At 62.6% G+C, this 26,451-nt stretch carries 21 protein-coding genes; 8 read left to right on the top strand and 13 right to left on the bottom strand.

Features of this window, described 5'->3' with window-relative positions:
- The 3 genes from RT688_RS23865 (at nt 1) to RT688_RS18220 (ending at nt 1,489) form a co-directional block, all read left to right on the top strand.
- Nucleotides 1–156, top strand: a complete 156-nt coding sequence (locus tag RT688_RS23865; protein WP_409521942.1) for a copper resistance protein CopC — start codon at nt 1–3, stop codon at nt 154–156.
- Complete coding sequence (locus RT688_RS18225; protein ID WP_313706264.1) at nt 156–1,094, top strand: CopD family protein; 939 nt, start codon at nt 156–158, stop codon at nt 1,092–1,094. The genes RT688_RS23865 and RT688_RS18225 overlap by 1 nt, the downstream gene beginning before the upstream one ends.
- Nucleotides 1,095–1,213: 119 nt before the next feature.
- Nucleotides 1,214–1,489 (top strand): hypothetical protein, encoded by a 276-nt coding sequence (locus RT688_RS18220; RefSeq protein ID WP_313706263.1) that lies wholly within the window; start codon nt 1,214–1,216, stop codon nt 1,487–1,489.
- A 91-nt stretch (nt 1,490–1,580) separates the two neighbouring features.
- Here RT688_RS18220 and RT688_RS18215 read toward each other — a convergent pair whose 3' ends face one another.
- The 9 genes from RT688_RS18215 to RT688_RS18175 form a co-directional block, all read right to left on the bottom strand.
- Nucleotides 1,581–3,377, bottom strand: coding sequence for a 2Fe-2S iron-sulfur cluster binding domain-containing protein (locus RT688_RS18215; protein ID WP_313706262.1), 1,797 nt, complete (start codon nt 3,375–3,377; stop codon nt 1,581–1,583).
- Nucleotides 3,374–4,066 (bottom strand): PepSY domain-containing protein, encoded by a 693-nt coding sequence (locus tag RT688_RS18210; protein WP_313706261.1) that lies wholly within the window; start codon nt 4,064–4,066, stop codon nt 3,374–3,376. Before RT688_RS18210 ends, RT688_RS18215 begins: the two co-directional genes overlap by 4 nt.
- A 75-nt stretch (nt 4,067–4,141) precedes the next feature.
- Entirely contained in the window at nt 4,142–6,853 is a 2,712-nt protein-coding gene (locus RT688_RS18205; protein ID WP_313706260.1) for a TonB-dependent receptor, read from the bottom strand.
- A 229-nt stretch (nt 6,854–7,082) separates the two neighbouring features.
- Nucleotides 7,083–7,523, bottom strand: coding sequence for a hypothetical protein (locus RT688_RS18200; protein ID WP_313706259.1), 441 nt, complete (start codon nt 7,521–7,523; stop codon nt 7,083–7,085).
- A gap of 211 nt (nt 7,524–7,734) precedes the next feature.
- Nucleotides 7,735–8,178, bottom strand: coding sequence for a copper-binding protein (locus RT688_RS18195; RefSeq protein WP_290423406.1), 444 nt, complete (start codon nt 8,176–8,178; stop codon nt 7,735–7,737).
- Between the two features lie 76 nt (nt 8,179–8,254).
- Nucleotides 8,255–11,437, bottom strand: a complete 3,183-nt coding sequence (locus RT688_RS18190; protein WP_313706258.1) for an efflux RND transporter permease subunit — start codon at nt 11,435–11,437, stop codon at nt 8,255–8,257.
- Nucleotides 11,434–12,972 carry an efflux RND transporter periplasmic adaptor subunit gene (locus tag RT688_RS18185; protein ID WP_313706257.1) on the bottom strand — a complete coding sequence of 513 codons (1,539 nt, stop codon included), beginning with the start codon at nt 12,970–12,972 and terminating at the stop codon, nt 11,434–11,436. Before RT688_RS18185 ends, RT688_RS18190 begins: the two co-directional genes overlap by 4 nt.
- Nucleotides 12,969–14,303 carry a TolC family protein gene (locus RT688_RS18180; RefSeq protein ID WP_313706256.1) on the bottom strand — a complete coding sequence of 445 codons (1,335 nt, stop codon included), beginning with the start codon at nt 14,301–14,303 and terminating at the stop codon, nt 12,969–12,971. The genes RT688_RS18185 and RT688_RS18180 overlap by 4 nt, the downstream gene beginning before the upstream one ends.
- Before the next feature lie 69 nt (nt 14,304–14,372).
- The gene (locus tag RT688_RS18175; protein ID WP_313706255.1) at nt 14,373–14,798 is read right to left on the bottom strand and encodes a hypothetical protein; all 426 of its coding nucleotides are present in this window, start codon (nt 14,796–14,798) and stop codon (nt 14,373–14,375) included.
- A 483-nt stretch (nt 14,799–15,281) separates the two neighbouring features.
- Between RT688_RS18175 and RT688_RS18170 the strand changes: the two genes are divergently transcribed.
- The 3 genes from RT688_RS18170 to RT688_RS18160 all read left to right on the top strand — a co-directional run bounded on the left by RT688_RS18170 (nt 15,282) and on the right by RT688_RS18160 (nt 18,464).
- Nucleotides 15,282–17,210: a cytochrome c/FTR1 family iron permease gene (locus RT688_RS18170; RefSeq protein ID WP_313706254.1), complete on the top strand. Its 1,929-nt coding sequence runs from the start codon at nt 15,282–15,284 to the stop codon at nt 17,208–17,210.
- Between the two features lie 17 nt (nt 17,211–17,227).
- Nucleotides 17,228–17,737, top strand: a complete 510-nt coding sequence (locus tag RT688_RS18165) for a hypothetical protein (protein ID WP_313706253.1) — start codon at nt 17,228–17,230, stop codon at nt 17,735–17,737.
- A gap of 112 nt (nt 17,738–17,849) precedes the next feature.
- A complete protein-coding gene (locus tag RT688_RS18160; RefSeq protein WP_313706252.1) occupies nt 17,850–18,464 on the top strand; it encodes a cation transporter in 615 nt (204 codons plus the stop codon).
- 74 nt (nt 18,465–18,538) lie between these two features.
- Here the strand turns inward: RT688_RS18160 and lspA are convergent, their stop codons facing one another.
- From lspA to RT688_RS18140, 4 genes are read right to left on the bottom strand one after another with little or no spacing between them, the layout of a single operon-like run.
- Nucleotides 18,539–19,045, bottom strand: a complete 507-nt coding sequence (gene lspA / locus RT688_RS18155; protein ID WP_290423414.1) for a signal peptidase II — start codon at nt 19,043–19,045, stop codon at nt 18,539–18,541.
- Nucleotides 19,046–19,052: 7 nt separating this feature from the next.
- The gene (locus tag RT688_RS18150) at nt 19,053–22,238 is read right to left on the bottom strand and encodes a CusA/CzcA family heavy metal efflux RND transporter (protein WP_313706251.1); all 3,186 of its coding nucleotides are present in this window, start codon (nt 22,236–22,238) and stop codon (nt 19,053–19,055) included.
- 36 nt (nt 22,239–22,274) lie between these two features.
- Complete coding sequence (locus tag RT688_RS18145) at nt 22,275–23,531, bottom strand: efflux RND transporter periplasmic adaptor subunit (RefSeq protein ID WP_313706250.1); 1,257 nt, start codon at nt 23,529–23,531, stop codon at nt 22,275–22,277.
- Between the two features lie 3 nt (nt 23,532–23,534).
- On the bottom strand, nt 23,535–24,782 hold the full coding sequence (locus RT688_RS18140; protein ID WP_313706249.1) for a TolC family protein: 1,248 nt from the start codon (nt 24,780–24,782) through the stop codon (nt 23,535–23,537).
- Nucleotides 24,783–24,850: 68 nt separating this feature from the next.
- Between RT688_RS18140 and RT688_RS18135 the strand changes: the two genes are divergently transcribed.
- Together RT688_RS18135 and RT688_RS18130 are read left to right on the top strand one after the other, a co-directional pair.
- Nucleotides 24,851–25,255: a helix-turn-helix domain-containing protein gene (locus tag RT688_RS18135; protein WP_313706248.1), complete on the top strand. Its 405-nt coding sequence runs from the start codon at nt 24,851–24,853 to the stop codon at nt 25,253–25,255.
- Between the two features lie 104 nt (nt 25,256–25,359).
- A complete protein-coding gene (locus RT688_RS18130; protein WP_313706265.1) occupies nt 25,360–26,427 on the top strand; it encodes a cation transporter in 1,068 nt (355 codons plus the stop codon).
- Nucleotides 26,428–26,451 lie beyond the last annotated feature (24 nt).

The raw sequence follows: 26,451 nt of genomic DNA, 5'->3' as shown, positions 1-26,451 counted from the left end.
ATCCCGGTCGCCGCCACGACCGTCGACAAGGCGGACCCCACCGTCATGACTGCTCCGCTGCCGGCGCTATCCACCGGCGAGTACCACATCCAGTGGTCGACGATGACCCACGACGGCCATAAGGCGAAGGGCGACGTTACGTTCAAGGTCAAGTGATGGGGCCGGGCCTGGAAACCGCCCAGCATCTTGTCACTGCCCTGCTGAACCTGGCCGTCGCCGTGCTTACGGGAGCGACCGCGTCCCGTTTGTGGCTTGCCGGCGATGCATCGGGCTGGGCTGAAGTACGCCGCCAACCGCTTCGCATGGTTGCCGTCGCCAGCGCCGTCGTTGCACTGGTCGTTAGCGTCGTGTGGCTGTGGCTCGAATCGGCGGCGATGGCCGAAGTGCCGGTCGCCGAAGCGGCGGACGCCACCTGGTCGATGCTGACCTCCACCCACCTCGGATACGCGGCCTCGATCGGGATCGCCGGACTGGCAGCGGCCACCGCCGGCGCGCTCCTCGGCGGTGAGCGAAGCGCGCGGCCGGCACTGCTGACTCTGCTTGGGCTGGGCGTGTTCTGGTACACACGGGGAACGATCAGCCATGCGGCAAGTGACGGCGACTTCAGCGTGCGCCTGTTGATGGACTGGGTCCACCTCGGTCTGATCAGCCTCTGGGTCGGGGAAGTGATCCTGTCCGGTGGCGTCATGTTGAGGACATCCGACAGTATGAGCGCAGCCGACAGGCGTGCCCGGGCCGGTTATGTAGCGTCCCTGTCCAGCTCAGCGACGGTTGCCCTGACTGGCATCTTCGTGACCGGTATCTACGCCGCCTGGCGCAGCCTGGGCGGGTTCGGCAACCTGGTCGGTAATCCTTACGGCAGCACGCTCATGGCCAAGCTGCTGCTCGTCGGGGCAGCGGCGATGCTGGGCGGCTTTAACCGCTTTGTTGTGATGCCGCCCTGGCTCGCGCGCGAGTCCGCAGGTAACGCCGCGCCGGAGCGTTTCCCGGCAAGATTCAGGCGCATACTGTGGATCGAAGCGCTGGTGCTGCTGGCGGTCGTCGTGCTGGCGGCCTGGCTTGCATCGACCTCGCCCCCGGGCGAACAGATGTAATGCAAGCTGGTAGCCGCTCTTGTTCTGACTCAGGGCGGCCGACCGCAACGGTGCTCTCGCCCTGTGCAATCCAGGCCGGCAGCACCGTCAGCACGAGGCCGAACAGGCACGACTTCTCCGTGCTGAACAGCATCTGCTCGCACCTCGACCCCACCACAACGGTGGAATCGCCACCGGCCGCGGTAGCGGCGCAGCAGGGTGTCGGCCATGCCAACGTGGACCTCTCCGACAAGTCATCAAGCTGGGGCGCGCTGGTCAAACAGTCGGCGAACGGACGGAGCTCGATCTACACGCCAGAACCGGAACGGTTCTGTGACCCGGCCCACGTCTACTGGCCCCAGGAAGCGACCGAAAGCTGCGCGATCTGCAACCACCCTCGCAACTATCGCCGGTAATCGCGGAACATCTCCGTTCCACGTGCACTGGTCTCGACGTAAGGTGAAGTAGGCACGTGGGGGCGCCGCCACCAGAGCGGGTCCCGCGGCATCAGACCTTGAAGTCGTCGAAGGCGACCATGCCGTCGTCGACACCGAGTTCCTGCAGCATCCGGCGCGTCGCCGCCAGCATGGCCGGCGGGCCGCATACGTAGAACTCGAGCGACGCCAGATTCGGATGGTCTCGCAGCAAGCCATCGCGCACTGCCTCGTGCACGAAGCTTGCCGGCCCAGCACCGCCCTCTTCCGACAGCACGAGCCGCCAGTCGAAATTCGGATGGCGTGCCGCCAACGCCGCCATCTCGTCGACATAAGGCGCGTCACGCCGGCTGCGGGCGCCGTACCAGAAGTGCACAGGTTCGCTTGCCCCTTGCGCGAACAGCGCATGGATCATGGCGCGTAGCGGAGCCATGCCTGCGCCGCCACCGATGAACACCTTCTCGCGTGCCCCGGGCTTGAGCGCGAAATCGCCGTACGGGCCGCTGAAGGAGACCGTGTCGCCCGGCTTGAGCGTGTACATGTAGCTCGAGCCCCTCCCTGGCCGTTCGCCCGGCATGAAGCGCACCAGGAAAACGAGATGGCCGTCGGCCCGCTCCACCGGTACCGCGACCGAATAGGAGCGGCGCAGTGGCGCGTCATTGACCAACTGGCCGCTTGTTCCGGCCCTGTGCCAATCGTCGCGATGGTCATCCGGGACATCGATATGGCTGGCATCACGGGCATAGGCCGGGACATGCACCTGCACATAAGCACCCGGGCGGCACGCAAGGGGACGTGCTGGCCGTAACGAGATCTCGCGCAGGAGGGGTGTCAGCGCCTTCACACCGGCGACGACTGCGGTTTGGTCAGTGGCCAGCAGCGAGGGGTCGCCGACATCGATATCGATGCCGCGCCCCACGGACAGCCCACATGCCAGGCGGTATCCAGCGTCGAGCTTGTGCGACGGCAGCAGCGCACGGTCGGCAGCTGTCGGTGCCGGAACCTTGCCAACACACCTGACCTCGCACAGGCCGCAACTTTGTCCGCCACCGCAGTTTGAAGGCAACTGCAATCCCGAGCGTGCAAGCGCCTGGAAGACCGTGTCGCCGGCGGCGGCATCGACCGACCGGGGCTCCGTACCCGCCGATGCTGCGAGATTGATGCGGCTGCGCCGCCGCAGGCGAGCGGGGACGAACTCCGCCAGGCGCACGCTTGCGAACAGCAGCCACACGCCGCTCAAGGCCATCCACAGGCCGCCGATTGCGCTGGACACGAGGAGCGGATTGTTGAAGTCGGTCCGCTCGCTATAGTCCATGATGTGCAGCATCCAGAAGAAATCGAACAGGCGCCAGGTGCTGTTGCGATGTTCGAGCACCTTGCCCGAACGGGCGGAGACGTACACCGTGGTCTCGTCGGCGTCATCGAAGTCGATGCGCCACACTGGCTCCTTGTGCGCCCGCGCTTCGAGCGAGTAATCGAGCAGCCGCGCGGTGCGCGCCTGCCCTTTCCCCGAGTACGACGCGCGAGCGATCGCGCCGGCGAGCGCCGCATCGATGGCGAACGGACGGCCATCGACCGCGCCGACCAGCCAGCTGCGCTTGTCGCCCTGCATTACATAGACCGGCCGGTTCAGTACCCAGCCGGACGTGACCGAAGAAACGCCCTCGCTGCTTTTCGCCAGCACCGCGGACGGGTCAAGCGCGTCTCGTGGCCAGTTTGGCGGCGCGGATGGCTTGATCCGGAATTCCTTCCCCTGCACCTTGCTCGCATCGAGCAAACTCATTACAACGCCGCTGCCCATCCACAGCAGGAACTGGAGCGCGATGATCAGGCCGATCCACTTGTGCAGCTTGCGCATCCAATGGCTCATGCCTGCCTCCTGCGCTGAAAACTATAGAAAAGCAGCCATGCGCCGGACAGCGCGAAGGCCAGGCCCGTGATCGAGGCGACCCGCAGCAGGGTGTTGTTCACGTTCTCGCGTTCCTCGTAATCCATGATGTGGAACATCCACAGGAAGTCGAACCAGCGCCAGAGTTCGTGGCGTCGTGCGACGAGGTCGCCCGAGAACGGCGAGAAGTACAGGGTGTCCTTGCCCGCGTCGTCGTAATGGACCGCCCACAGCGGGACCGGTCGCGCGCCGACTTCCGACGGCGCCTTGGTGACCCATTCGATGCCGCGCACGTTACCTTCACCTGCGTAGGCGGCGTCGGCCAGGGCAAGCACGGTCTCGCGGTCGATCGGGCTGATGGTCTTGCCGGTGACGGCGTCGACCAGGCTGATCTTCTTGTCCTGCCTGATTTCGTACACTTCCTTCTCCAGCAACACCTTCAGGCGAATCGAGGTAATGCCGGGATAGATATCGTGGAGTTTCGCCTGCGGGATCCTCGCGGCGGAGGCCACGAGATGCTCGCTTGGGACATGGGCAAGGTGATCGCCATGGATGACCTCGAGCGGCACCACGACCATGTAGAGCCCGCTGATCATCCACAACAGTGCCTGGACTCCGATCACCAGTCCTATCCATTTGTGGGCGCGGCGCACCCAGAAAGCTAATTGCATAATTATGTCGACATTGAGTTGTAGCGCCCGGCCTGCGGGCAGGCCGGGCGGAACTAAAAGCCCTGGTGGGCCCGATCAGAACTTGTAGCCCAGGCGCACGTGCCAGCGGCGGCCGAGCAGATCATACGTCATCGTGTCGGTGTTACCGTCCGTCCAGCTCTGAATGTACGGCGGCTTCTTGTCGAACAGGTTGTCGATACCGAACGAAATCGCCACGGCCTTGTTGAAGGCATACTTCACGCTGGCGTTGTGATAGACGACGCTTGGTGCCTGTGCGCCGATGTCGCCAGGCGCCGCGTTGATATCGTCCGCCTTGCCGATGTACTGGACCGTGTACGAGCCGGACCACGGTCCGTTCCCGGTCGTCAGCGACGCCGTCGAACGCCACTTGGCGTAGCTGCCGCGGCCTCCCGTGATCTTGCCGGCATATTCGATCACCTCCCCGCCCGGGAACGGAGCGACGTCGAACCGGTTCAGGCGCGACACATCGGCCGACAGCGACGAATTCCAGCCGTACAGCTTGAAGTCATACAAGGCGCCGAAGTCGACGCCGGAGACGCGTTGCTGGGCCGCGTTGGCCGGCTGCGAGGACAGGAAGTTGATTTCGCCGGTACGCGGGTCGCGTGTAAAGCTGGATGGGCTGCAGAAGATGTGCGACAGGCCCGGGGAGTTGTAGCACACGGCCAGCTTGGTCGAGCCGGGTACGGTCTCGATCGCGTTGTCGATCTCGATATTGAAGTAGTCGAGCGTCAGGGTCAGCGATTTCGACGGGGTCCAGACCGCGCCCACCGTAAAGGTGTCCGCCTCTTCAGGTTTCAGGTTCGGATTGCCGCCGCCGGTCGTCAGGATCGACGGGCCGAACTGGCGGAATCCCGGCGGCAAACCCGATGCCTGGCAGTTCTTGTAGACGGCCGAATTCGGGTCCATCGTGTTCCAGTTGTTGCAGGGATCGGTCGTCGTCAGGTTGCCCTCGGAAACGCCGCCGAAAAGTTCCGGCACGTTCGGCACGCGGAATGCGGTCGAGCGGTTGGCGCGCAGCTTGAGCGACGGAATCACCTGCCAGTCCAGGCCGAGCTTGTAGGTGGCCTGCGAGCCGAACAGGCTGTAGTCGGAGTAGCGCGCCGCCGCGTTTAGGTTCAGCGCGTCCACGAACGGCAGTTTCGCCAGCACCGGAACCGACAGCTCGGCGAACACCTCGCGTGCGCTGTACTCGCCGGCGATCGGATCCTGAGCAGGGGTATTGGCCGCTCCCGACACGATCAGGCTGTCGGGATTGCGCCAACCCTGCTCGCGGCGGTACTCGAAGCCGGAGGCGAACCCGACCGGTCCGGCGGGCAGCGAGAACAATTCGCCGCTGACGCTCGCGTTGAAGCTCTTCTGGTCATTGCCGCCGTGGTCGCGCGTCGTGAAGTGGATGTAGTCGAGCACCGCCTGGCTCAGATTGCCGTAGCCGAGGTAGTTGCCGCAAGGGGCAGCGCCCGGACCGGTCCCGCACGTCGCCGCGTTCAGCGTCGCATCCACACGGTCCAGGTTGATGATGTTGGTCATGCCGTCGACACCGGTATTGCGGCCCCAGTTCAGGGATGCCGACCAGTCCCAGCTGCCTGCGATCGTTCCCTTCAGGCCTGCGAGCACGCGGAAGGTGTTGGTCTCCTGGAAGAAGTAGCGCGGCCCGACTTCGGCGACGCGGCGCCGCTCTAGAGTCAGGTCCTGGCCGGTCGGATTAGTCGGATGGCTCGCGGCAATCTGAATCGGGCGGTAGACACCAATTGCGCCCGGTGTGGCAAGCTGCTCGGACTGTCGATTGGTGAACATCAGCTCGGTGAAGAGCTCGACCTTCTCGCTCAGGTGCACATTACCGAAAGCGCTGACGCCGATGCGCTTGATGGGATTGACCGCATTCAGGAACGGGTTGCTATTGTAGGCATGCTTGGCCGCGCTATAGGTTTCGAAGCCGCGCGGGTTACCGTTCGGGTCCTGGTTGAAATTGACGCGCCTCCCGTCTGCGAGCCGCGCCCGGCCCCCGATGGTCGAGGAACTGCCCGAGCAAACCAGTTCGCCGTCGTCTTCCACCAGTGCGCAAGGCGCGCGCGAGGCCAGGTTGACCGCCTCGCTTTCCGAGTAATTCAGCGAGGCGATCAGGGAGCCACGCTCGCTGCGCGTACCCCAGACCACGTCGGCCGACTTCTCGGCGCCGTCCCCTTCCGCGGTCCTGCCGTAGCGGACCGAGGCTTCGACGCCGTCGAAGGCCTTCTTGGTGATGATGTTGACCACGCCGGCGACGGCGTCGGCGCCATAGATCGCCGAGGCACCGTCCTTGAGCACCTCGACGCGCTCGATCATCGCGACCGGGATCATGTTCAGGTCGACGGAGCTGTTGGCGCCGGTGCCGCCCGAGACCACGCGCCTGCCGTTGAGCAGGACCAGCGTACGATCGATACCCAGGCCGCGCAGGTTCACTTGGGTCGTGCCGTAGCCGTTACTGGTCCAGTAGGCGCTGGACTGGTTGCCTGCGGTGCCGGCCGACGACGGCAGGCGCTGCAGCAGCGTCTCGACCGAGATCGCGCCGGAGCGCTGGATGGCGTCTGCGTCGATCACCGTGACCGGTCCGACGCCGGAAATCTGCTCCTGCCGCAGGTTGATCCGGCTGCCCGTGATCTGGACACGCTGCATTCCCCCGCCGTCGGCGGGTTCGCCGGTAGTCGCGGGCTGCTGGGCGTGAACGCCTTGGTGCGACATCGCCAGCACAAGCGCGGCGGTGGCCGCCGGAATGGTCTTGTATTTCATTTTTCTCTCCAGGTGCATTGTTTTAGAAACCGAGATACGGGCAGGCGACGGGTTGCCGCCGATGCCAGGGGCAGTGTTTGCCTGCAGGAGCGGGCATGGAGGGACCAATGGTCCAATAGCCAGTACGGAAGCCACGGCTACCCGGCCGGTGCACGCGAGCACAGGTACCGGAAGACACGCCGGGAGTTCAGCAGGGCCTACAGGAAAGCGTCAGTCCGGACGCGAAGGGTCACGCGAGCCGTGGTGGCCGCTCAATGCGGGCGCGTATGTGCCCGGTAAAGCAAGAGAGGTGGAATAGTTGCACGCTGCTGACGGCTTCTTCGACCGCGGTAAGGACAACGATAGGAGGCGGAGCACATGCGCCGATACAGCATTGCGCGCAGGTGCCGCAGCCGGTAGCTTCATGAACGTCGCTCGCTGTCTCGCAGTCGTCGCAGGGCTGTTCGTCTTGCGGGGCTGCTTGCCTATGGTCGGGCATGTCCTCGTGCCCTGCTTCATGCGCTTCCATATCTTGCATCTCGTGCACAAGCATGGCGGTGTGGCCCGCGCTGCCATCAACGGCAGCTTGATGGTCCATGCCGCATTCTGCTGTTGCTACCCCGGCCATGCTCCGCATCGGCAGGGACACGACAAGCAGGAACAGGAAGAATATTCGGAACGGCTTACGCATGTGATTAATGTAGCACGGCAATTATCAGTTTTGCACACATTCTGTTACATTTTTCCCACATTGCATACGTACCGTCGTCAGTGGTCCTGAACCACTCGGGTGTCGAGTATCTATAGCGGTAAATAGTGTCCGTAGGCGCCGCCATGTTGCACCGGCACCATGCGCGACGGACGATACCGCGCTCAACTCATCCGTCGCGCCGGCAACATGCTTACTTCACGGCCGTAATGACGTACTTGCCGCCTTGCTGCTCGATCTCCACGTCTACTTTCTTGCCGACCGAAAGTTTGTCGAACATGGCCTTGTTTTTGACGGCAAAGCCCATCGTCATGGACGGCCAGTTCAGGCTTTTGATCGGCCCATGCGCGAGCGTCACGGTTCCTGCGGCCGGGTCGACGGATTTCACCGTACCGATAGCCTCATGGCGAGTGGCCTGCGCACCTTTGTTTGCTTGCTGTACGCTCATGCCCTTCATCATTTCCTCACACGACTTGGCGTCCATGTTTTGCATGTTCATGCCTTCCATGTTCATGCCTTTCATCATGTCCTGGCACGACTTAGTGTTCATGCCGGTTTGACTCGGCTGTGCCTGCGCGGCGCCCAATCCAGACACGGCAAGGGCTAACATCGTGGCAATCATGGTGTGACGTTTCATCATATTTCCTTTCGTATTTCAGTTGAGGTGGGTGTATTTGCAGGCCCAGCGGCGCAGATACCGCATGCCTGCCGTGCTATTTCGCATGAATCGTTCGCTCCTCGGCCGCAGGTACCTGGCGCAGCCCGTGCATGCGCCGCGCCTGGCGGCGGCGCAGCAGCAGGTAGGCCGCAGGCACCACGAACATCGACAGCAGCGGCGCTGTCACCATGCCGCCGACCATCGGTGCGGCGATCCGCTGCATGACTTCGGAACCCGTCCCAGCGCCGATCATGATCGGCACGAGACCCGCGATGATGACTGCGACCGTCATCGCCTTTGGCCGCACGCGCAGGACGGCGCCTTCGCGGATCGCGTCGACCAGGTCGGCTTCGCTGTCGCGTCCGGCCTCGATGCGGGCTTCCCAGGCATGCTTCAGGTACAGCAGCATGATCACGCCGAATTCAGCTGCCACACCAGCGAGCGCAATGAAGCCGACGCCACTCGGTACCGACAAGTGGTGCCCGAGCAGCCACAGCAACCACACGCCGCCGGCCAGCGCGAACGGCAAGGTGGCCATGATGAGAGCGGCTTCGTCGAAGCGCTTGAAAGTGAAATAGAGCAGGACGAAGATGATCGCCAGCGTGACCGGCACCACGATCTTCAGCTTCGCCGTCGCGCGCTCCAGATACTCGAACTGCCCGGACCACGATACCGAATAGCCAGGCGGTAGCTTGACCTCGCTGGCCACGGCCTGCTGCATGTCGCGTACTGCCGAGCTGAGGTCGCGGCCGCGAATGTCGACGTAGACCCAGCCCGACAGGCGCGCATTCTCGCTCTTGAGCATGGGCGGTCCATCCTCGATGCGGATTGCCGCGACATCGCCGAGCCGGATCTGGGCACCACGTTCGGTCAGGACCGGTAGCTCGCGAAGTTTTTCGACCGAATCGCGCACCTCGCGCGGATAACGCACGCTGATCGGAAAACGCTGCAGACCCTCGACCGTCTCGCCAATGTTGTCTCCGCCAATCGCGGATGACACGACGCTTTGCACGTCGGCGATGTTCAACCCGTAGCGCGCAGCGGTGTCCCGGTCAATCTTAACGTCGATGTAACGGCCCCCGTTCAGTCGTTCGGCCAGCGCCGATGACACGCCCGGCACTTTTTTTACGGCACGCTCGATCTCACCGGTGATGCGGTCGATGACCTTCAAATCCGTGCCCGCGATCTTGACGCCGACGGGGCTCTTGATGCCGGTGGCCAGCATGTCGATGCGGTTGCGGATGGGCGGAACCCAGACGTTCGACAGGCCGGGAACCTTGACAATGCGGTCCAGCTCCTCGACCAGTCTGTCAGGCGTCATGCCGGCACGCCACTGGTCGCGTGGCTTGAGCTGGATCGTGGTCTCGAACATCTCCAGCGGCGCCGGGTCGGTGGCCGACTCCGCGCGGCCGGCCTTGCCGAACACACTTTGCACTTCAGGGACGGTCTTGATCAGGCGATCGGTCTGCTGCAGGAGTTCAGCCGCCTTGCCGACGCCAAGACCAGGCAGGGCCGACGGCATGTATAGCAGGTCGCCTTCGTCGAGCGGGGGCATGAACTCGCCGCCCAGGCGTGACAATGGCCACACTGTCGCGGCAGCGATCAGGCCCGCAACGATGATCACTGTCTTCGGATACCGCAACACGCGTTCGAGCAGCGGGCGGTACAGCCAGATCAGACCGCGGTTGAGCGGATTGCTTTGTTCGTCCGGAATGCGGCCACGGATCAGGTAGCCCATCAACACCGGGATCAGCGTCACGGACAGACCAGCGGCGGCGGCCATGGCATAGGTCTTCGTGAAGGCCAGCGGCGCAAACAGCTTGCCTTCCTGCGCTTCGAGCGTGAACACCGGCACGAAAGACAGTACGATGATCAGCAGCGAGAAGAACAAGGCCGGGCCGACCTCGGCCGCCGCATCGCCGATCACACGCCAGTGTTCGTCGCCAGCGAGCTTCTTGCCCGGATGGGCGTGATTCCACGCCTCGATATGCTTGTGGGCGTTTTCGATCATGACCACGGCTGCGTCGACCATCGCGCCGACCGCGATTGCAATCCCGCCGAGCGACATGATGTTCGCATTCACACCCTGGTAGTACATGACCAGGTAAGCCGCAAGGATGCCGATTGGCAGTGACACGATCGCCACCAGCGCCGAACGCATGTGGAACAGGAAGATTGCGCAGACCAGTGCGACCACGATGAATTCCTCGATCAGCTTGTGTTCGAGATTGGTGACTGCGCGCGTGATGAGGCCCGAGCGGTCGTAGGTCGGCACGATCTGGACACCGGGCGGCAGGCTCGACTTGAGCACCGCCAGCTTTGCCTTGACCGCGTCGATCGTCTCGAGCGCATTCTTCCCGGAGCGCATGACGATCACGCCACCCGCCACTTCGCCTTCGCCATTCAGCTCCGCGATGCCGCGCCGCATCTCCGGACCGATCTGAATACGCGCGACGTCACCAAGCCGTACCGGCACGCCGGCCTCGCTGGTTGTCAGGGGAATCTTGCGAAAATCGTCGAGCGATTGCAGATAGCCGGACGCGCGCACCATGTATTCGGCTTCGCCCAGCTCCAGTACCGAGCCTCCGGTCTCCTGGTTGGCCTTTTGCACGGCGTCGACGATCCTGGCGTGCGAAATACCGAAAGCACGCATCTTGTCAGGGTCCAGCTGGATCTGGTACTGCTTGACCATGCCGCCAATGCTGGCGACTTCCGACACGTTCGCGACCGCCTTCAGTTCGTATTTGAGGAACCAGTCCTGTAGGGCGCGCAACTGTGACAGGTCGTGCTTGCCGCTCTTGTCGACGAGTGCGTATTCGTACACCCACCCCACTCCGGTGGCGTCCGGCCCGAGCGATGGTTTCGCTTGCGGTGGCAGGCGCGACTGCACCTGGTTGAGGTATTCGAGCACCCGCGAGCGTGCCCAGTAGGGATCAGTGCCGTCATCGAACAGGATGTAGACGAACGAGTCGCCGAAAAAGGAATAGCCGCGTACCGTCTTCGCTCCCGGCACGGACAGCATAGTCGTCGTCAATGGATACGTGACCTGGTTTTCGACGATCTGCGGCGCCTGTCCCGGGTAGGTGGTGCGGATGATCACCTGCGTATCCGACAAGTCCGGGATGGCGTCGAGCGGCGTTTTCGACAAGGCCCAGACGCCCCAGGCCGTCAGGCCGACAGTGGCCAGCAAGACCAGGAAACGGTTGACGATGGACCAGCGGATCAACTTGGCGATCATTTGCCGTCTCCGCTACCGGCTTGCTTGTCCGCCGGCGTGATCGACGTGATCTGGTAGTCGCCCTCCGGGGTCTGGCGGATTTCGAACGTGACCTGGTTACCCACCGCGATATTGCGCGGCAAGCCGTCCGGCGGCAGTTTGAACGGCATCGTCATCGGCCCCCATTGCAGCGTCGGCATCGCCTCGTGCGACAGCGTGATACTGTCGGAATCGATCTTCTCGACGCGGCCGCGGCCATGATGCGCCGGGGCGGCAGCCGGTTTGGTGCCGTTGGCGGCACCGGCATCGCCCATGCGTGCGACCACGCCCTTGAGACTGGCTTCCGAGTCGACCAGGAACTGCCCGGACGCGACGACCTTCTGGCCGGACGACAGGCCGCTGCGGATCTCCATCTGGCCACTGGCTTCGCTCCCCGTTTGCACCTCGACCGGAGCGAACCTCCCATCCTCGCTCGCAACGAACACGACGCTGCGGGTGCCGGTCTGGATCACGGCCTCGCTCGGCACAAGCAAGACGGCTTTGCGCGCAGCCGGTGTCAGGCTAACCGTTGCGAACATGCCCGGCACCAGCCGTCCCTCCGGATTGGCGAGCTCGATGCGCGCTTTCAGGGTGCGTGTGGCCGGATCGATTTCAGGCAGGATCGCGCCGACCTTGCCATGGAAGGTCATACCGGGCCAGGCGGCGGCGCGTGCCTCGACGGTGCTGCCTGGACGTACCTGGGCGGCTGCCGCTTCAGGAATCTCGGCATTCACCCAGACAGTGGACAGACCATTGATGCGGTACAGCGGCGCACCGGACATGATGGTCATGCCCTCGCGCACGGCAAGCTCGGCCACCACGCCAGACACTGGTGAGGTGATCGTCAAACGCGGATGAACCTTGCCACTTTTCTCTATTTGGCGGATCTGCTCCTCGGTCATGCCGGCCAGGCGCATGCGCTGGCGTGCCGCGTCGGCCAGATCCGCCGACATACGGCGTGCGGCCAAATAGTCCTCCTGCGCCGCCACCCAGTCGGGAACGTAGATATCGGCCAGCGCCTGGCCCTTGCGGACACGGTCGAGCGGCGCACGTACGTGGAGGCGCTCGACATACCCGTTGGCACGGGCCTGCACGAGGAAAAGATCGCGCTCGTTCCAGGCCACGCTGCCCACCGATTCAAGTGCAGTGGCAAGGCTGCCTTCCTTCACCTCGGCCGTCCGGATGCCGAGGTTTTGCTGTACGCGCGGACTGATTGCAACCTTGCCGTCATCGCCGGCTTCGTCGGCATACACCGGCACGAGCTGCATGTCCATGAAGGGCGACTTGCCCGGCTTGTCGAATTTTTGGCCGGGTACCATCGGGTCGTGCCAGTAGAGCACTTTTCTGCCCGTCGCAGGATCGACCTTGTCGCCGCTCGTGGCCGCGCCGCTGCCGGTTAGTGCCGGCTTGGCGGCATGCAGGCCATGCTGCATACCGACCCAAAACAAGCCACCACCGACGGCGATCAGGATGCCAGCCGCGGACAACGCGAGGATGAGGTTCTTTTTCTTGGTCATTTCATGTTCCTGGAGATGGCGGCCGCCGCCGGCATCGCGCCGTGCGAAGTCGGAAAGAGGAAGTTCAGTTCTGCCCACAGCCTGGCGGTGTCGGCTTCGAGTTGCAATCCGGAGAGGCGCACGTCGAGCTCGCTACGCCGCGCTGCCAGCACTTCGGCAAGCATCGCCTTGCCGCCACGGTAGGCGGCCAAGGTGGCCACGCTGCGCTCTTGCGCCAGCGGGATGAGTTCCCGGGAATACCGCGCCAAGCGTTCGCGATTGGTCTGCCACTCGGTCAGCATGACCCGCGTTTGAGCCGTATGCGCTCGCAGCATCTCGTCGCGTTCGGCACGAGCCTGTTCGGCCGTGACGAGCTTGGCCGCCAGTTCACGGTCTTGCCTGTTTTTCTGGTCCCACTGCAGCGGGACCGAGACGCCGAACGAGATCATGTCGGAATATCCCGGGCCGCGCTGCGCATAGCCCACTTCCACGGTCCAGTCGGACTTCTTGTTGGCCTCGGCCAGCTTCGCCTCGGTCGCAGCGACATCGACCTGCTTGTTGAGAACGGCGATCTCGGGGTGATGGGCAAGCTGGGTATCGAGCGAGGCCGGGTCGAGCCGGATGGTGTCGATCGCCGGTTGGCCGGACAGGGGCTGGTCGGCGATGTCGCCAACCCAGCGCGCGAGCGAGATCTTCGCGCTGCGCACCCGGCGCGCGGCGTCGTCCATACGGTCGTCGAACTGGGCGACGGCAGCCCTGGCAGACAGTACATCAGCCTGGCTTGCGCGGCCGGCCCGGTAAGCGGCATCGGCGGCCTCGCGCTCACGTTGCGCCTCTTCGCGCTGGGAGGCAATCACGGATGCCATTGCTTCGGCATAGTAGCGATCGAGCCAGGCGATGGCCGCCGCACGTTCGACATTGGCGATCGTCTTGTCTTTTTCGGCCAGCCCTTTGTCCGCTTCGCGCTGATACCGCTCGGCTCGAAAGCTGCGTTTGTCTGAGCGTGTGATTTCCTGCATCACACCGATACGACGCATCGTCATGAAGTCCGCAGTGAAGCTTCCACGGTCGGGACCGCTGACTGGCAGGTTGTCGACACCGATCTTGAGCACCGGATCGGGCAAGCGGCCGGCCGCCACCGCCATCTCACGTGAAGCCGTCACAGCAGCATCCTGCGCGGTAATCTGCCGCGAGCGTTCAATGGCGAGACGCTGCGCCTCGGCCAGGGACAAGGCATCGGCGGCAAGGGCCGGTGCCGCCAACGTCAGGGCCGTTGCCAATACGGCCAGGTATCCTGTCAGCGAAAACAGGGGAGCGCGCCCGTGACGGCGCGCGGAAAAGAAGAAGGACATGCGATCTCCACAAGCGTTGAAATACATCGCGTGCGCAAGCGCACGCGGCGAATCAAGCAGGCGGAGTTGTCAAATACGGAAGCAGCAGTGGCGTATGGCCAAAGCCGGCTCTGTCGCACGAGATAACGAGGGTATGGCGGCAAAAACGTCTGGAGGTGCTACGCCATCATTGAGCAAGACCACTGACAGCGCCGGCCCGATCAACAGGTACGGCAGCACTGTGGGCAAATCGGGCTTGTTGAGCGATTGCGGGCTGGAGTGGTTGTGCGCATGACATAAGCTCGGCTGGGCCTTGTCCATGCCGGTGCAGTGATCCATGTCGGACATCCCGTTGTCGACCGCCGCCATCGTCATGCGTTCCGGCGTGGTCTCGTCGGGACAGACGTACGAAGCCAGAGCCAATTGGGTGAACAGCAAGCTGATCACGGCAATCATGGCGGCAACGAAGCGGGTTGAACGGGACGGTTTCATCACTTTAGACATTTCAACAAGCATTTTGGGGGCGCGCTGCTGCCAGTGTCAAGCTCTTGGAGTGAGCGTGACGTGACTTGTCATTTAATAGCATATCGAGCCGACTGCGATGGCTGCCTGACAATACGGAGACAAGCATAAACCTTCCCCTTATGGGAATGTCAAGCAGTCTTCACTATCTGTATCGACACGCTCCGGACCCATCACCATTCGTAGTGGCAAGCGTCATCATGCCTTGCTGGGCTCTACCTGATCAGCTTTTGACATCTGGTTCGTTTAGCAACCGCTTGAACATACTGATATTTGTGCCACCCGTATCACAACCGGGACAATCCCGACAGCGGACCCAAGGGGTCCCAGTAGGATACGTTTCGGAACTGGCGATGTTGATCGAAGTCGGGCGAGGTTCCGCTTAGCGGTTAGAACTGAGGTCGAAATGGCTTGACCTTCAAGCAGCTTGAAGGTGTTAGATGAAAGAATCCTCTACATTTGCTCAGGTTTTTCATTATGAAGTACCCCATTTGGCGTTGGTTCATTTACGTCGCGGCTCTCTGCAGCTTCCTGGCTGGCACGGCACATGCAGAATCCAAATCGTCCGAACCGCAGGTCAGGCAGCTCTGGCAGTTGCTCGATTATGTCGCTGTGGACTACCCCGGCGCCGTCCAGAATGGAGCGGTCATCAGTGAACCTGAGTACGGAGAAATGCGCGAGTTCTCGGCGCGGGCGCAGAGTCAGGTGCAGTCCTTGCCTCCTCATCCATTGCACTCGGAACTGGCCGCAGCTACCGCAAATCTGAAGGACGCGGTCGAACGCAAAGACAGCCCTCAGCGTGTGGGCCAGCTTGCCCGGGAAGCGAACCGGCTGCTCCTTCAGGCGTATCCCTTTCCTGTAGCACCGCGCGCCATGCCCGACCTGTCCCGTGGCGCCGCGCTGTACCAGGCGCAATGCGCTTCATGCCACGGCGCGAACGGTGCTGGCGACGGCGCTCTTGCGGCAACGCTCGACCCGAAGCCGATCGCCTTTACAGATGAGGAAAGGGCTCGTTCCCGTTCTCTCATGGCCCTTTACCAGGTGATCAGCCAGGGTGTCGACGGCACGTCGATGCCGGCGTTTGCCAACTTGTCCGAGCACGACCGCTGGTCCCTGGCGTTCTTTGTCGGCTCCCTTTCGTTCAAGGACGCCGACATTGAAGCGGGGAAGGCTGCATTCGCACGAGATAAAGCCCCCGGCGCGGCGCTTCCTGACATGACCGCCCTTGTCACGACGACCGAAGAGGAGCTGGCGAAGGCTATGCCACCAGCCACTGCGCGAGCAGCGCAGGCGTACGCGCGCACTCACCCCGACATTGTCCGGGAACAGCAGGAACGCAAGGGGATCGCCCTTGCGCGCAAGCTGCTGCAAGAGAGCCTGGGCGCTTTGAAGAATGGCCAGCGCGCGGCCGCCACCGATCTTGCCTTGTCGGCCTATCTGGACGGCTTCGAGCCGCTCGAGGCGGCGCTCGACGCGACCGACCGCCAACTGCTGGTCGACGTGGAACGGACGATGCAACTGTACCGGGGGTCGGTCGCTCGAGGTGACGTCGCGGGCGCAACGGCATACGCCCAGCAGCTGGACCACTACTTTTTACGTGTCGAGTCAGTTACCGGCTCGGACAAGACCGATGCAACGACGGTGTTCGTAGGCGCGCTGACCATCCTCCTGCGCGAAGGTGTCGAGGCCTTGCTGATCGTGATCGCGATGGTTGCGTTCCTGCGCAAAGCCGAACGCCCCCAGGCGCTGCGCTACGTACACGCCGGCTGGATCTCGGCACTGGCCGGAGGTGCGCTGACGTGGCTGGTAGCCACGTACGTGGTCAGTATCAGTGGCGCAAGCCGTGAAGTGACAGAAGGCCTGTCCTCGCTCTTCGCGGCGGCGGTGCTGCTGTCGGTCGGCCTGTGGATGCACCAGAAAAGCCAGGCTGGACAGTGGCAGGCTTACCTGAAGCAGCATCTCACGGCAGCGATGGAAAAGCGCTCGGCATGGGCCCTGTTTGCCCTGGCCTTCATCGCGGTGTACCGGGAAGTCTTCGAAACGGTTCTGTTCTACTCGGCCCTTGCAGCCGACGGCAACGGCCCTGCACTGATGGGAGGGTTCGTAACGGGCCTCGTCCTGCTGACGATTCTTGCCGCCGTATTCCTGCGCACGAGCGCACGCATGCCTATTGGTAAGTTCTTTTCATTCAGTTCGGCATTGGTCGCTGCTCTGGCAGTCGTGCTGGTCGGTAAAGGGATCGCAGGCCTGCAGGAAGCCGGATGGTTGATGGCGACCCCAATGCAGGGACCGCGCTTGCCGGTCCTTGGCATCTATCCGACTATCCAGACCTATGGGGCACAGGTGGCTCTGCTCCTGGCGGCCGGGCTTGGTTTCGGACTGAATCTGATCAAAGCTCGAAGGTAGCGAACAGATATTCAACCATGTACCAGCGCCGGGCAGGAAATGATCACCAATTCATTCCCGGCCAGGACTCGGCCGCGCAGGTGTCGCGGCTGGTAACGGAAGGCGGACTGTTCTTTATAGGAGCTGTCATGACAAATAACGGAAAACGTATCGTTGCGCTCAGTTCACTGCTTATTCTCGTTGGCTGCGCTGATCCAAGGCTTGGACCGAACAGTAAAACGGGCTGGGTAAGCGAACTCTATACGCAAGAGAAATTGAAAACAAACCGTCCTGCCTGCCTCGCAGGTCTGGACACGGTTCAGATTTCTGGCCATCAATACGCCGAAATTACAGTGCCCCATCTTCGCTCTTACAAATATGTCAGCGCCTTAGTACCCGACTCGATCAAGCCCGAGCTTCACGACAAGGTCGAGATATCTCCTCCTTCTTGCAAGGATGGCGCGTTGCCTCAGGTTGTGCAGATACTGAAGCATGCAAAGCCAAAGAAGCCTGCTGCTGCGGCTACTGACAAGAGCAGACCGCCTTGAGCGCACCAGTTTTTTTGGGCCACGTAAATTTTGTGCGTCTTCCGCACCGCAGTAATGATGCTGAGCCGACCTTAACTGGGCGTAGCTGACCCTATCGTTTATCGGAGACCGCATGACTAAGAGCAACACCACACATAGCGACGAGCTGGATCTGGATGCCTCAAACGAGGGTGATCGCAGCATTTTATGGAAAGTCTTACTGATCAACCTGGGACAATGTCTAGCCGGTGTCGCAATCGGAACCTGGGCATCTTCAACCGCCGTAATCGGCGCTGGTCTCGACAATCTAGGGGATGCAGCCGTGTACGCCGTGAGTCTATACGCAGTCGGTCGGTCTGGCGCAATCAAGACGCGGGCCGCTCAGCTTTCCGGCTGGCTCCTCATCGGCTTCGCTTGCCTGTTATTGGCAGAGGTTATTCGCAGGTTTCTCGGCGGCGAAGCCCCATTGGGCCCGGCCATGATGGCGATGGCCGCTGCAAATGCGCTCCTGAATATTTATTGCATTCGGCTGTTAAAACAGCATCGGGGGCAGGACATCAATTTCAAAGCCTCAGCCATTTTTACGAACAATGATTCGATTGTGAACGGCGCCATCGTCCTATCGGGCGCGCTGGTGATGTGGGCGAACTCAAACCTTCCCGATCTGATTCTTGGAACGGTCGTGTCGTTTATCGCTGCGAAAGGAGGATATGAGATTCTTTCGGAGGCAAAAGAAGCGCAAGAATAGTATCCAGCCGGCTGGAAGCCTGTTTGCAACTAGTCGAGGTAGCGTTCCGTTCCGCCGCCTGTTACAGCGCTATATCACTGTCGTGTTTGCTTATGCACTGTAACCGATGTGCTCCCACTAAACACCGTGTGCAAGACAATAGTTGCCGCGCCCAGCGTAATACCGATGTCGGCAATGTTGAATGCCGGCCAGTGGTACGTGCCCACATACAAGTCAATCCAGTCGACAACGCCCATGCGTGCGGCGCGGTCGATCAGGTTTCCAATTGCCCCGCCAAGTATCATCGCCAACGCTGCCCTCTCCGTGGCCGTCGTCGCCGGCCTCCTGATCATTTGGATGATCAATACCGACGCCAGCACAGCCACAACGATGAACAGGTAACGTTGCCACCCGCCCGCTGTGGCGAGAAGGCCAAAAGCCGCCCCCTGGTTGATAACATGGACAATGTTCAATGCTGGCAGCAGCTCAACCTGCTGGCCGTAGGCCAGCCGATCCACGACCTGGGCCTTCGTGACCAGATCGGTGGCGGCGATCAGTCCGGCGCCCAGGACGGCAGAGAGCGGTGAAAGATGTTTGGCCATGGTTCCGTCAAATGCCTTCCGCTACGTTCTCTGCCGGGCGGGCAAAGCGCTGGTACAGCGTCGGCAGCACGAACAGCGTCAGGATCGTGGCCGAGATCAGCCCACCGATGACCACGGTCGCCAGCGGACGCTGCACCTCGGCCCCGGCGCCTGTCGCCAGTGCCATCGGGACGAAGCCCAGTGATGCGACCAGGGCCGTCATCAGCACCGGGCGCAGCCGCCGCAGCGCGCCTTCGCGAACGGCTTGCGCCCACGGCAATTGTTTTGCCAGGTCGTCGATCGATCCCACCATCACCAAACCGTTGAGGACGGCGACGCCGGACAGCGCAATGAATCCGACGGCGGCCGAAATCGAGAACGGCAGCCCACGCAGCCAGAGCGCTGCAATCCCGCCAATCAGGGCCAGGGGCACACCCGTGAAGACGACTGCGGCGGCGCGCCAGGAACCGACGGCCGAATACAGCAATACGACGATGAGCGCGAAGCAGGCCGGTACCACGACGGCCAGGCGCATCCGCGCACGTTCCAGGTTCTCGAACTGCCCGCCCCAGGTGAGCCATACGCCGGCCGGTAGCCGTACGTGCGCATCGATACTCGCGCGCGCCTCGCTGACCACGCCGGCAATGTCGCGGCCGCGCACGTTGGCCTGGACGACCACGCGGCGCTTGCCGTTCTCCCGGCTGATCTGGTTCGGTCCCTTGGCCGTCTCGAGCAGGGCCACCGATCCCAGCGGCACGAAGCTGCCGCTCGGCGTCAACACCGGCAGCAGGCGCAGGGCTTCCACGTCGTTGCGGGTCTTTTCGCCCAGTTTCACCACGACGTCGAAGCGCCTGTCTCCCTCGTAGATCGACCCGGCCTCGCGGCCGGCGACGGCCGCGGCCAGGGTGTCGTGCACGTCCTGGGCGGTCAGGCCAACCCGTGCCATGGCGTCGCGATCGAGCCGGACATCGAGCAGCGGAAGCCCCTGCACCTGCTCCACGCGGACATCTTCCGCGCCCTCGACCGCGCGCAGTTTTGCCGCGACCTGTTCCGCGGTGCGGAGCATGGCGTCGAAATCGTCGCCATAGACCTTGACGGCGATGTCGCCGCGCACGCCGGCCAGCAACTCGTTGAAGCGCATCTGGATCGGTTGGGTAAGCTCGTAGTTTTGGCCCGGAATGCCAGCGACCGCTTTCTCGATCTTTTCGACCAACTCGGCCTTGCTCATCCGCGGTTCCGGCCACTCCGAGCGGTCTTTCACGATGACAAAGGTATCGGTCATGTTCGGCGGCATCGGGTCGGCCGCCAGTTCGGCAGTACCCGTTCTTGAAAACACGAGCTTCACCTCCGGTAGCTTGCCGACCGCCTTCTCCACCGCAAACTGCATGGCCTGGCTCTGCTCAAGGGAAGTGCCCGGAATGCGTGCCACCTGGAGCAGTACGTCCTGCTCGTCGAGCGTCGGAAGAAATTCCTGGCCGAGTGTCGTAAACAGGCCGAGTGCGCCCGCGAAACCGATCGCCGCCAATACGCCGGTCAGCTTCGGCCGCGCGAGAGCCCGCTCCAGCAACGGTGCGTACGACGAGGACACGGCCTTGACCAGTTTGTTTTCCTTTTCATCGACATGGCGCGAAAGCCAGAGCGCGATCGCGGCCGGCACGAACGTAAGCGAGAGGACGAACGCGAAGACCAGTGCGAGAATCACCGTCACTGCCATCGGTGCGAACATGCGGCCTTCCACCCCCTGGAACGTCAACAGGGGCGCGTAGACGAGAATGATGATCGCCTGGCCGTAGACGCTTGGCCGGATCATTTCGCGTGCGGCGGCGGCGACGGTCTCGAGCCGCTCCGCCTTCGTCAATATCCTGCCGGTCGCATGCTGGCGTTCCGCGATGCGGCGCAGCGCGTTTTCCACGATGATGACCGCGCCATCGACAATCAGGCCAAAGTCCAGCGCGCCCAGGCTCATCAGGTTCGCAGACAGCCCCGCTTCGAGCATGCCCGCGGAGGTCATCAGCATCGTGACCGGGATGACCGCCGCGGCGATCAATGCCGCGCGCAGGTTCCCGAGGAGCGCGAACAGCACGGCGATCACCAGCAGCGCACCCTCGGTAAGGTTGGTCGCCACGGTCTTGATGGTGGCGTCGACCAGGCGGGTGCGGTCAAGCACCGGCCGGATCAGCAAGTCGGGCGGCAAGGAGCGCGCGATCTCTTTCAGGCGGACATCCACTGCGGCGGCGACCGTCCGGCTGTTCTCCCCGATCCGCATCACGGCGGTACCGACGACGACCTCCTGCCCGCCTTCGGATGCGGATCCGAACCGCACTTCCTGTCCCATGCCGACGGTAGCGACGTGCGAAACCAGTACCGGCGTGCCGCTACGGGTCGTGATGACGGTCTTCGCCAGTTCCTCGGCTGACGTGATGCGCGCATCGGCCTTGACCGTCAGGGCTTCCCCGTTCTGAACGACCACACCGGCGCCCGCGCTCGTGTTGTTGCGCTCGAGCGCTTCGCCCAGCATGGTCAGGCTGACTCCCAGGGCCGCCAGCCGCTGCGGATCCGGTGTGACCACGTATTGCTTGACGTAGCCCCCGATGACGTCCACGCCTGCCAGCCCTTCGGTATTCTTGAGCTGGGGTGCGACGATCCAGTCCTGCACCGTGCGCAGGTAAGTGGCTTTTTCGGCAGCACTGCGCAGCACTTCGCCTTCTGGAGTGACGTAGCTGCCATCGGCCTGCAGCCCAGCCGCCGGCCCCGCTTTCGGGGCAGGCTTCGAGGCGTATTCGACCGTCCACATGTAGACGTCGCCGAGCCCGGTCGCGATCGGGCCCAGGCTTGCGGTAGCGCCTGGCGGCAGCGAGCGCTCGACGGCGCGCAGCCGTTCAGCCATCTGCTGGCGCGCGAAATAGATGTCCGTACCGTCCTTGAAGACGGTAGTCACCTGCGCAAACCCGTGCCTGGTCAGCGACCGGGTGGATTCCAGGCCAGGTATCCCGGCAAACGCCGTTTCGATCGGATAGGTGATCTGCCGCTCCACGTCGGCCGGCGCGAGCGCAGGTGCAACGACGTTGATCTGCACCTGGGTGTTGGTGATGTCCGGTACTGCGTCGATCGGCAGGCGCGTCAGCGCAAGTGCCCCGAGGATCGACAGGAGGATCGTTGCGATGAGCACGTGCCACCGCCGCGCAACGGAAAAGTTGACGATACGAGCGATCATGGTTGGGTGTCCTTCAGGAGCCGTCGAGTGAAGAGATCAGTCATCGTCTCCCGCCTCTCCTTTTCCATGCTCCGCCTTCAGCAGATACGTATTGCTGACCGCAATCTGTTCGTTGCCTTCCAAGCCGCCCATCACCTTGACGTAGCCGGCCGCGTTGCCGCCGAGGACAACGTGCCTGATCGCGAATCCGTCTTTCGCCCGAACGAATACGCTGGGCCTGTCCTCGACGGTTTGCACAGCCGTCCGTGGAATGGCCAGTTGCGTGCCACCGGCGCTCCCTTCGAGCGCAATCGATGCCCGGACCGTTTCGCCGATACGCCACGCGCCGCGGCCGTTCGACAAGCGTGCAATGGCGCGTACCTGGCGCGTCGCGGGGTCGAGAACACGCGAGACATGCGTAATGCGGCCCGTGCCGGTGCGACCGTCGGTCGACACGTCCACGGTCGTGCCCACGGCGATGCGGGCAGCGTCGTCCGGCGAGAGCGAAAGTTCGGCCGTCAGCTCGTTGAGGTCGGCGACCTCGAAAAGATGGGCGTCCGGTGCGACGATGTCGCCCAAGGCGATCTGTCGTGCCGTGACGTTGCCCTTGATGGGTGAGCGCAGCATCAGCCGGTTGAGCTGTCCCCCGCTGCTTGCGCCTGCGGCGGCGAGCTGCTGCTCGGCCAGGCGAAGACGGGTGCGTGCTTCTTGCGCCGCATTGCGCGCAATCTCAAATTCCTGCCGCGAAGTGACTTTTTCACCGTACAGACGTTCTTCGCGTGCAAAATTGGCCTGCGACAGTTCGTACTGCCGCTTGGCGATCTCGACGTCGGCCCTGAGCTGGGCGACGTCACGGCTTTCGATTACGGCAAGCACGTCGCCACGAGCGACCGGGTCGCCAAGGTTGCGCCGGATCTCGACCACCCGGCCACCCACGGCGCTCGAGACCACCGCCGCATGCTTCGGATCCGCCGCGATGACCGCCGGCGCCTCGACGGCCCCGGCGAACGATTGCCGGAATGGCATGACCTCGATTCCTGTCGCTTTGATTTGCTGGTCCGACAGCGTGACAAAGTCTTTCTTGGCTTCGGCCTCGCCGCCTTCTTTTTCCGCGGCTTCGCCCCGCTCTCCGGCCTCGCCCTTGGATTCGCCTTTCTCGGCTTTCTCAGCCTTCTCGGCCTGTTCACCTTTGCCACTCGCGCCTTGTTCGCCATGTTCGGCAGCTTCTTGACGGCTGGCCGTTTCTGGCTTGGGCGAGCATGCGCTCAAGAGGATTATCGCGGCACACAGGCCCGATCGGAATACCGCTTGCATGGGTCAGTCCTTATAAATTGGAGAGTTGGAACCTTGCAGCCGAGCCAGACGCGCCCGTGCCGTATGAAGTGCTGCGAGCGCATCGACCGAGCTTTCGCGGGTTTCAGCCAGCGAGCGTTCGGCCTCGATCAATTCGAGTTGCGGGAATTTCCCCTCGGCATAACCGATCCTCGCGATACGGGCCGCCTCTTCTGCCGCTGCCAGCGCAGGACCGTTGGCGGCGCGTGCAGCCGCCAGCGCGTCGGCCACCTCGGCTTCTGCCTGTGCGGTGGACTGCTCGACTTCCAGTACGACGGCGCGGCGCACGGCGGACGCGCGATCGAATTCCGCTTGGGACCGTGCAAGCGCGGCGCTGCCCTGGTTGAATAATGGCAGGGGGACGGACAGGCCCAGCACAGCTGCCTTGTCGGAAGTTTCACCATACCGGCGCATGCCGGCGGTCAGCGTGACGTCCGGTACCCGCTCACGCCTGGCCGCATCGACGCGAGCCTCTGCAGCGGCCAGTTCCGCCTCCGCCGTCGCAATCGCCAGCTGCTGCCGCGCCGGCGGTGCCTTCTCGCTGCCTTCGATCTGCTCAAACCAGGCGGACGCTATCGCGAACGGCATTGGCGCGCCTGTCAGCCGTGCGATCGTTTTTTGAGCCAGCTCGGCGGCACGCATTGCTTTTCCCAAGCGAACCTCGGAATTAATTCGTAGCACGTCCGCCCGTTGCTCTTCTATGGGAGACGCTTTTCCGGCCCGTACCCGCTCGCGTGCCGCGTGATGCGCGCGTTCGGCCAGTTCATGACCGGCTTTTGCGATCGCACGGTAACGTTCACTGGCAGCAAGCGTAACGAACGCCTCGGTGATCTGGAACGTCAGTTCGGCTTCAGCGGAGCGCGCACCAACGTCAGCAGCAGCGCGCTCGGCCTGGGCGACACGTAGCCGGGCGCCCCGCTTGCCGCCCAGCTCGAGGGGCATCGACAGCGAAACCGTCTTTTCTCCGCCACCAAAACCGGAATAACGACCCGAGCCCATCACATTTTCCGCTTCCACGGAAAGCGTCGGATTCGGTCGCAGGCCGGACAGCCGCACATTGGCCTCTGCAGCCCGCAGTGCTGCATCCGCGCTCTGCAGTTGCGGCGCCTGGACGCGGGCTCTGGCAACGGCTTCGGCAAGCGTCAGTGCAGTTCCTCCGGCAAAGGCAGATCCTGCAGCTGCGCACATGGCCAGCAACGCTGCGGTGACACAGAGATTCATCTTGGTGCGCATAGGTGAATTCGCTTGACGGATTAATAAATGAACTTTATAAACCTTGAAGTCACTTCAAGGTCAAGCATATGTCACGCACTTTAACGATAGGTCAGCTGTCCGCCGCGGCGCAGACCCCTGCGCCGACGATTCGTTATTACGAAAAAATCGGGTTGCTCGATTCTCCATCCCGGACCGGGAGTAACTATCGGCTGTATGGCAGCGAGGACGTGGACCGCCTGAGCTTCGTTCGCCGTGCCCGGGAAATCGGCTTCACGATCGATCAGGTACGAAGTCTGTTGGCCTTTTCCGATAGCCGCGATGGCGACTGCTGTGCAGTGAGCGCGATGACCGAGCAGCATCTTGCAGAAGTCGAGCAGAAGATCAGAGACCTCAACTTACTGAAGGAGCACCTTTCCCGTCTGCTCGTTTCATGCCAGGGTGGTCGAGTTTCCGATTGCGGCATCATCGGCGCCCTGTCACCTCAGCAATAGATTATTCCTCTGGCTGGACGGTTCTGACGTGGCGAACACGCTTGACCTTGAAGCGGGTTGAAGCTTTATCCTTCGAACAAATTCCCGATCCCAGGCTCAACGTCATGACACAAGACCAAACCGCTACGGCAGCCCGCCTCGAAACCGAACTATTTGTCTCGAAGATGGACTGCCCTTCCGAAGAGAATTTGATTCGGATGGCCTTGGGCAAAGTTTCGGGCATCGACAACATTGCGTTCGACCTCAACACCCGCACGGTGACTGTGCTCCACCATGGCAATGCAGATACCCTTGTGGAGGTGCTGCAGCCCTTGCGACTGGGTGTCGAATTACGCGGATCCCATTCAGCGAAGCCGAAAGTCGACAGCAAACGTACGCTGAGTACACTCGGGATTCCCAAGATGGACTGCCCTTCGGAGGAGAACATGATCCGCATGGCACTGTCGGATGTCGGCGGAATTCAATCTCTGAACTTTGACCTCTCCCAGCGACAGCTCCATGTTGCGCACACGGGAGAAGTCGATCGCATCTTGAATAAGCTGGGCCCGCTAAAGCTTGGCGCCCATCTGATCGGGTCGCAACTGGATTCGTCCCATGAAGAAACCAGTCAAGACAAGGCCGGCGACGCATCGGAGGCGAAGACACTCCGGTTGCTGCTTGCTATCAATGCCATCATGTTCGTGGTCGAGCTGGTCTGGGGATTGGTCGCAGAATCAACCGGTTTGGTCGCTGATTCGTTGGACATGTTTGCGGATGCCGCTGTGTACGGCCTGGCCCTGTACGCGGTAGGCAGGGCTGCGGCGATGAAGACGCACGCAGCACACCTGGCCGGCTGGTTGCAGCTCGTGCTCGCGCTGGGCGCCCTCAGTGAAGTGGTACGCCGGGCCTTCTTCGGAAGCGAACCGGAATCTGCCCTGATGATGGGCGTTGGCGCGGTAGCCCTGGTTGCGAATGTGGCTTGCTTGATGTTGATCGCAAAGAAACGCGATCGCGGGGCGCACATGAAGGCAAGTTATATTTTCTCGGCGAATGACGTTATTGCAAACATCGGCGTGATTGCTGCCGGCGCACTCGTCACCTGGACCGGGTCGCCTTATCCAGATCTGATTGTCGGCACGGTGATCGGCGTGATCGTTCTTTCGGGCGCACGTCGCATCCTGAAGCTGAAGTAAGGATTGAGCGCAGAAGACAAACGA

Source organism: Massilia sp., assembly GCF_032106685.1.
Classification (GTDB): domain Bacteria; phylum Pseudomonadota; class Gammaproteobacteria; order Burkholderiales; family Burkholderiaceae_D; genus Telluria.
Note: the sequence above shows the minus strand (reverse complement) of the source record. Positions and strands in the feature narration are given on the sequence as shown.

What these genes read in the sequence shown, in the direction of transcription:
- RT688_RS18145 (WP_313706250.1), bottom strand. Translation starts at nt 23,531, where the DNA reads ATGCAAGCGGTATTCCGATCGGGCCTGTGTGCCGCGATAATCCTCTTG.
- RT688_RS18140 (WP_313706249.1), bottom strand. Translation starts at nt 24,782, where the DNA reads ATGCGCACCAAGATGAATCTCTGTGTCACCGCAGCGTTGCTGGCCATG.
- RT688_RS18185 (WP_313706257.1), bottom strand. Translation starts at nt 12,972, where the DNA reads ATGACCAAGAAAAAGAACCTCATCCTCGCGTTGTCCGCGGCTGGCATC.
- RT688_RS18215 (WP_313706262.1), bottom strand. Translation starts at nt 3,377, where the DNA reads ATGAGCCATTGGATGCGCAAGCTGCACAAGTGGATCGGCCTGATCATC.
- RT688_RS18175 (WP_313706255.1), bottom strand. Translation starts at nt 14,798, where the DNA reads ATGCTTGTTGAAATGTCTAAAGTGATGAAACCGTCCCGTTCAACCCGC.
- RT688_RS18170 (WP_313706254.1), top strand. Translation starts at nt 15,282, where the DNA reads ATGAAGTACCCCATTTGGCGTTGGTTCATTTACGTCGCGGCTCTCTGC.
- RT688_RS18150 (WP_313706251.1), bottom strand. Translation starts at nt 22,238, where the DNA reads ATGATCGCTCGTATCGTCAACTTTTCCGTTGCGCGGCGGTGGCACGTG.
- RT688_RS18180 (WP_313706256.1), bottom strand. Translation starts at nt 14,303, where the DNA reads ATGTCCTTCTTCTTTTCCGCGCGCCGTCACGGGCGCGCTCCCCTGTTT.
- RT688_RS18135 (WP_313706248.1), top strand. Translation starts at nt 24,851, where the DNA reads ATGTCACGCACTTTAACGATAGGTCAGCTGTCCGCCGCGGCGCAGACC.
- RT688_RS18200 (WP_313706259.1), bottom strand. Translation starts at nt 7,523, where the DNA reads ATGCGTAAGCCGTTCCGAATATTCTTCCTGTTCCTGCTTGTCGTGTCC.
- lspA (WP_290423414.1), bottom strand. Translation starts at nt 19,045, where the DNA reads ATGGCCAAACATCTTTCACCGCTCTCTGCCGTCCTGGGCGCCGGACTG.
- RT688_RS18160 (WP_313706252.1), top strand. Translation starts at nt 17,850, where the DNA reads ATGACTAAGAGCAACACCACACATAGCGACGAGCTGGATCTGGATGCC.
- RT688_RS18210 (WP_313706261.1), bottom strand. Translation starts at nt 4,066, where the DNA reads ATGCAATTAGCTTTCTGGGTGCGCCGCGCCCACAAATGGATAGGACTG.
- RT688_RS18195 (WP_290423406.1), bottom strand. Translation starts at nt 8,178, where the DNA reads ATGAAACGTCACACCATGATTGCCACGATGTTAGCCCTTGCCGTGTCT.
- RT688_RS18190 (WP_313706258.1), bottom strand. Translation starts at nt 11,437, where the DNA reads ATGATCGCCAAGTTGATCCGCTGGTCCATCGTCAACCGTTTCCTGGTC.
- RT688_RS18205 (WP_313706260.1), bottom strand. Translation starts at nt 6,853, where the DNA reads ATGAAATACAAGACCATTCCGGCGGCCACCGCCGCGCTTGTGCTGGCG.
- RT688_RS18225 (WP_313706264.1), top strand. Translation starts at nt 156, where the DNA reads ATGGGGCCGGGCCTGGAAACCGCCCAGCATCTTGTCACTGCCCTGCTG.
- RT688_RS18165 (WP_313706253.1), top strand. Translation starts at nt 17,228, where the DNA reads ATGTACCAGCGCCGGGCAGGAAATGATCACCAATTCATTCCCGGCCAG.
- RT688_RS18130 (WP_313706265.1), top strand. Translation starts at nt 25,360, where the DNA reads ATGACACAAGACCAAACCGCTACGGCAGCCCGCCTCGAAACCGAACTA.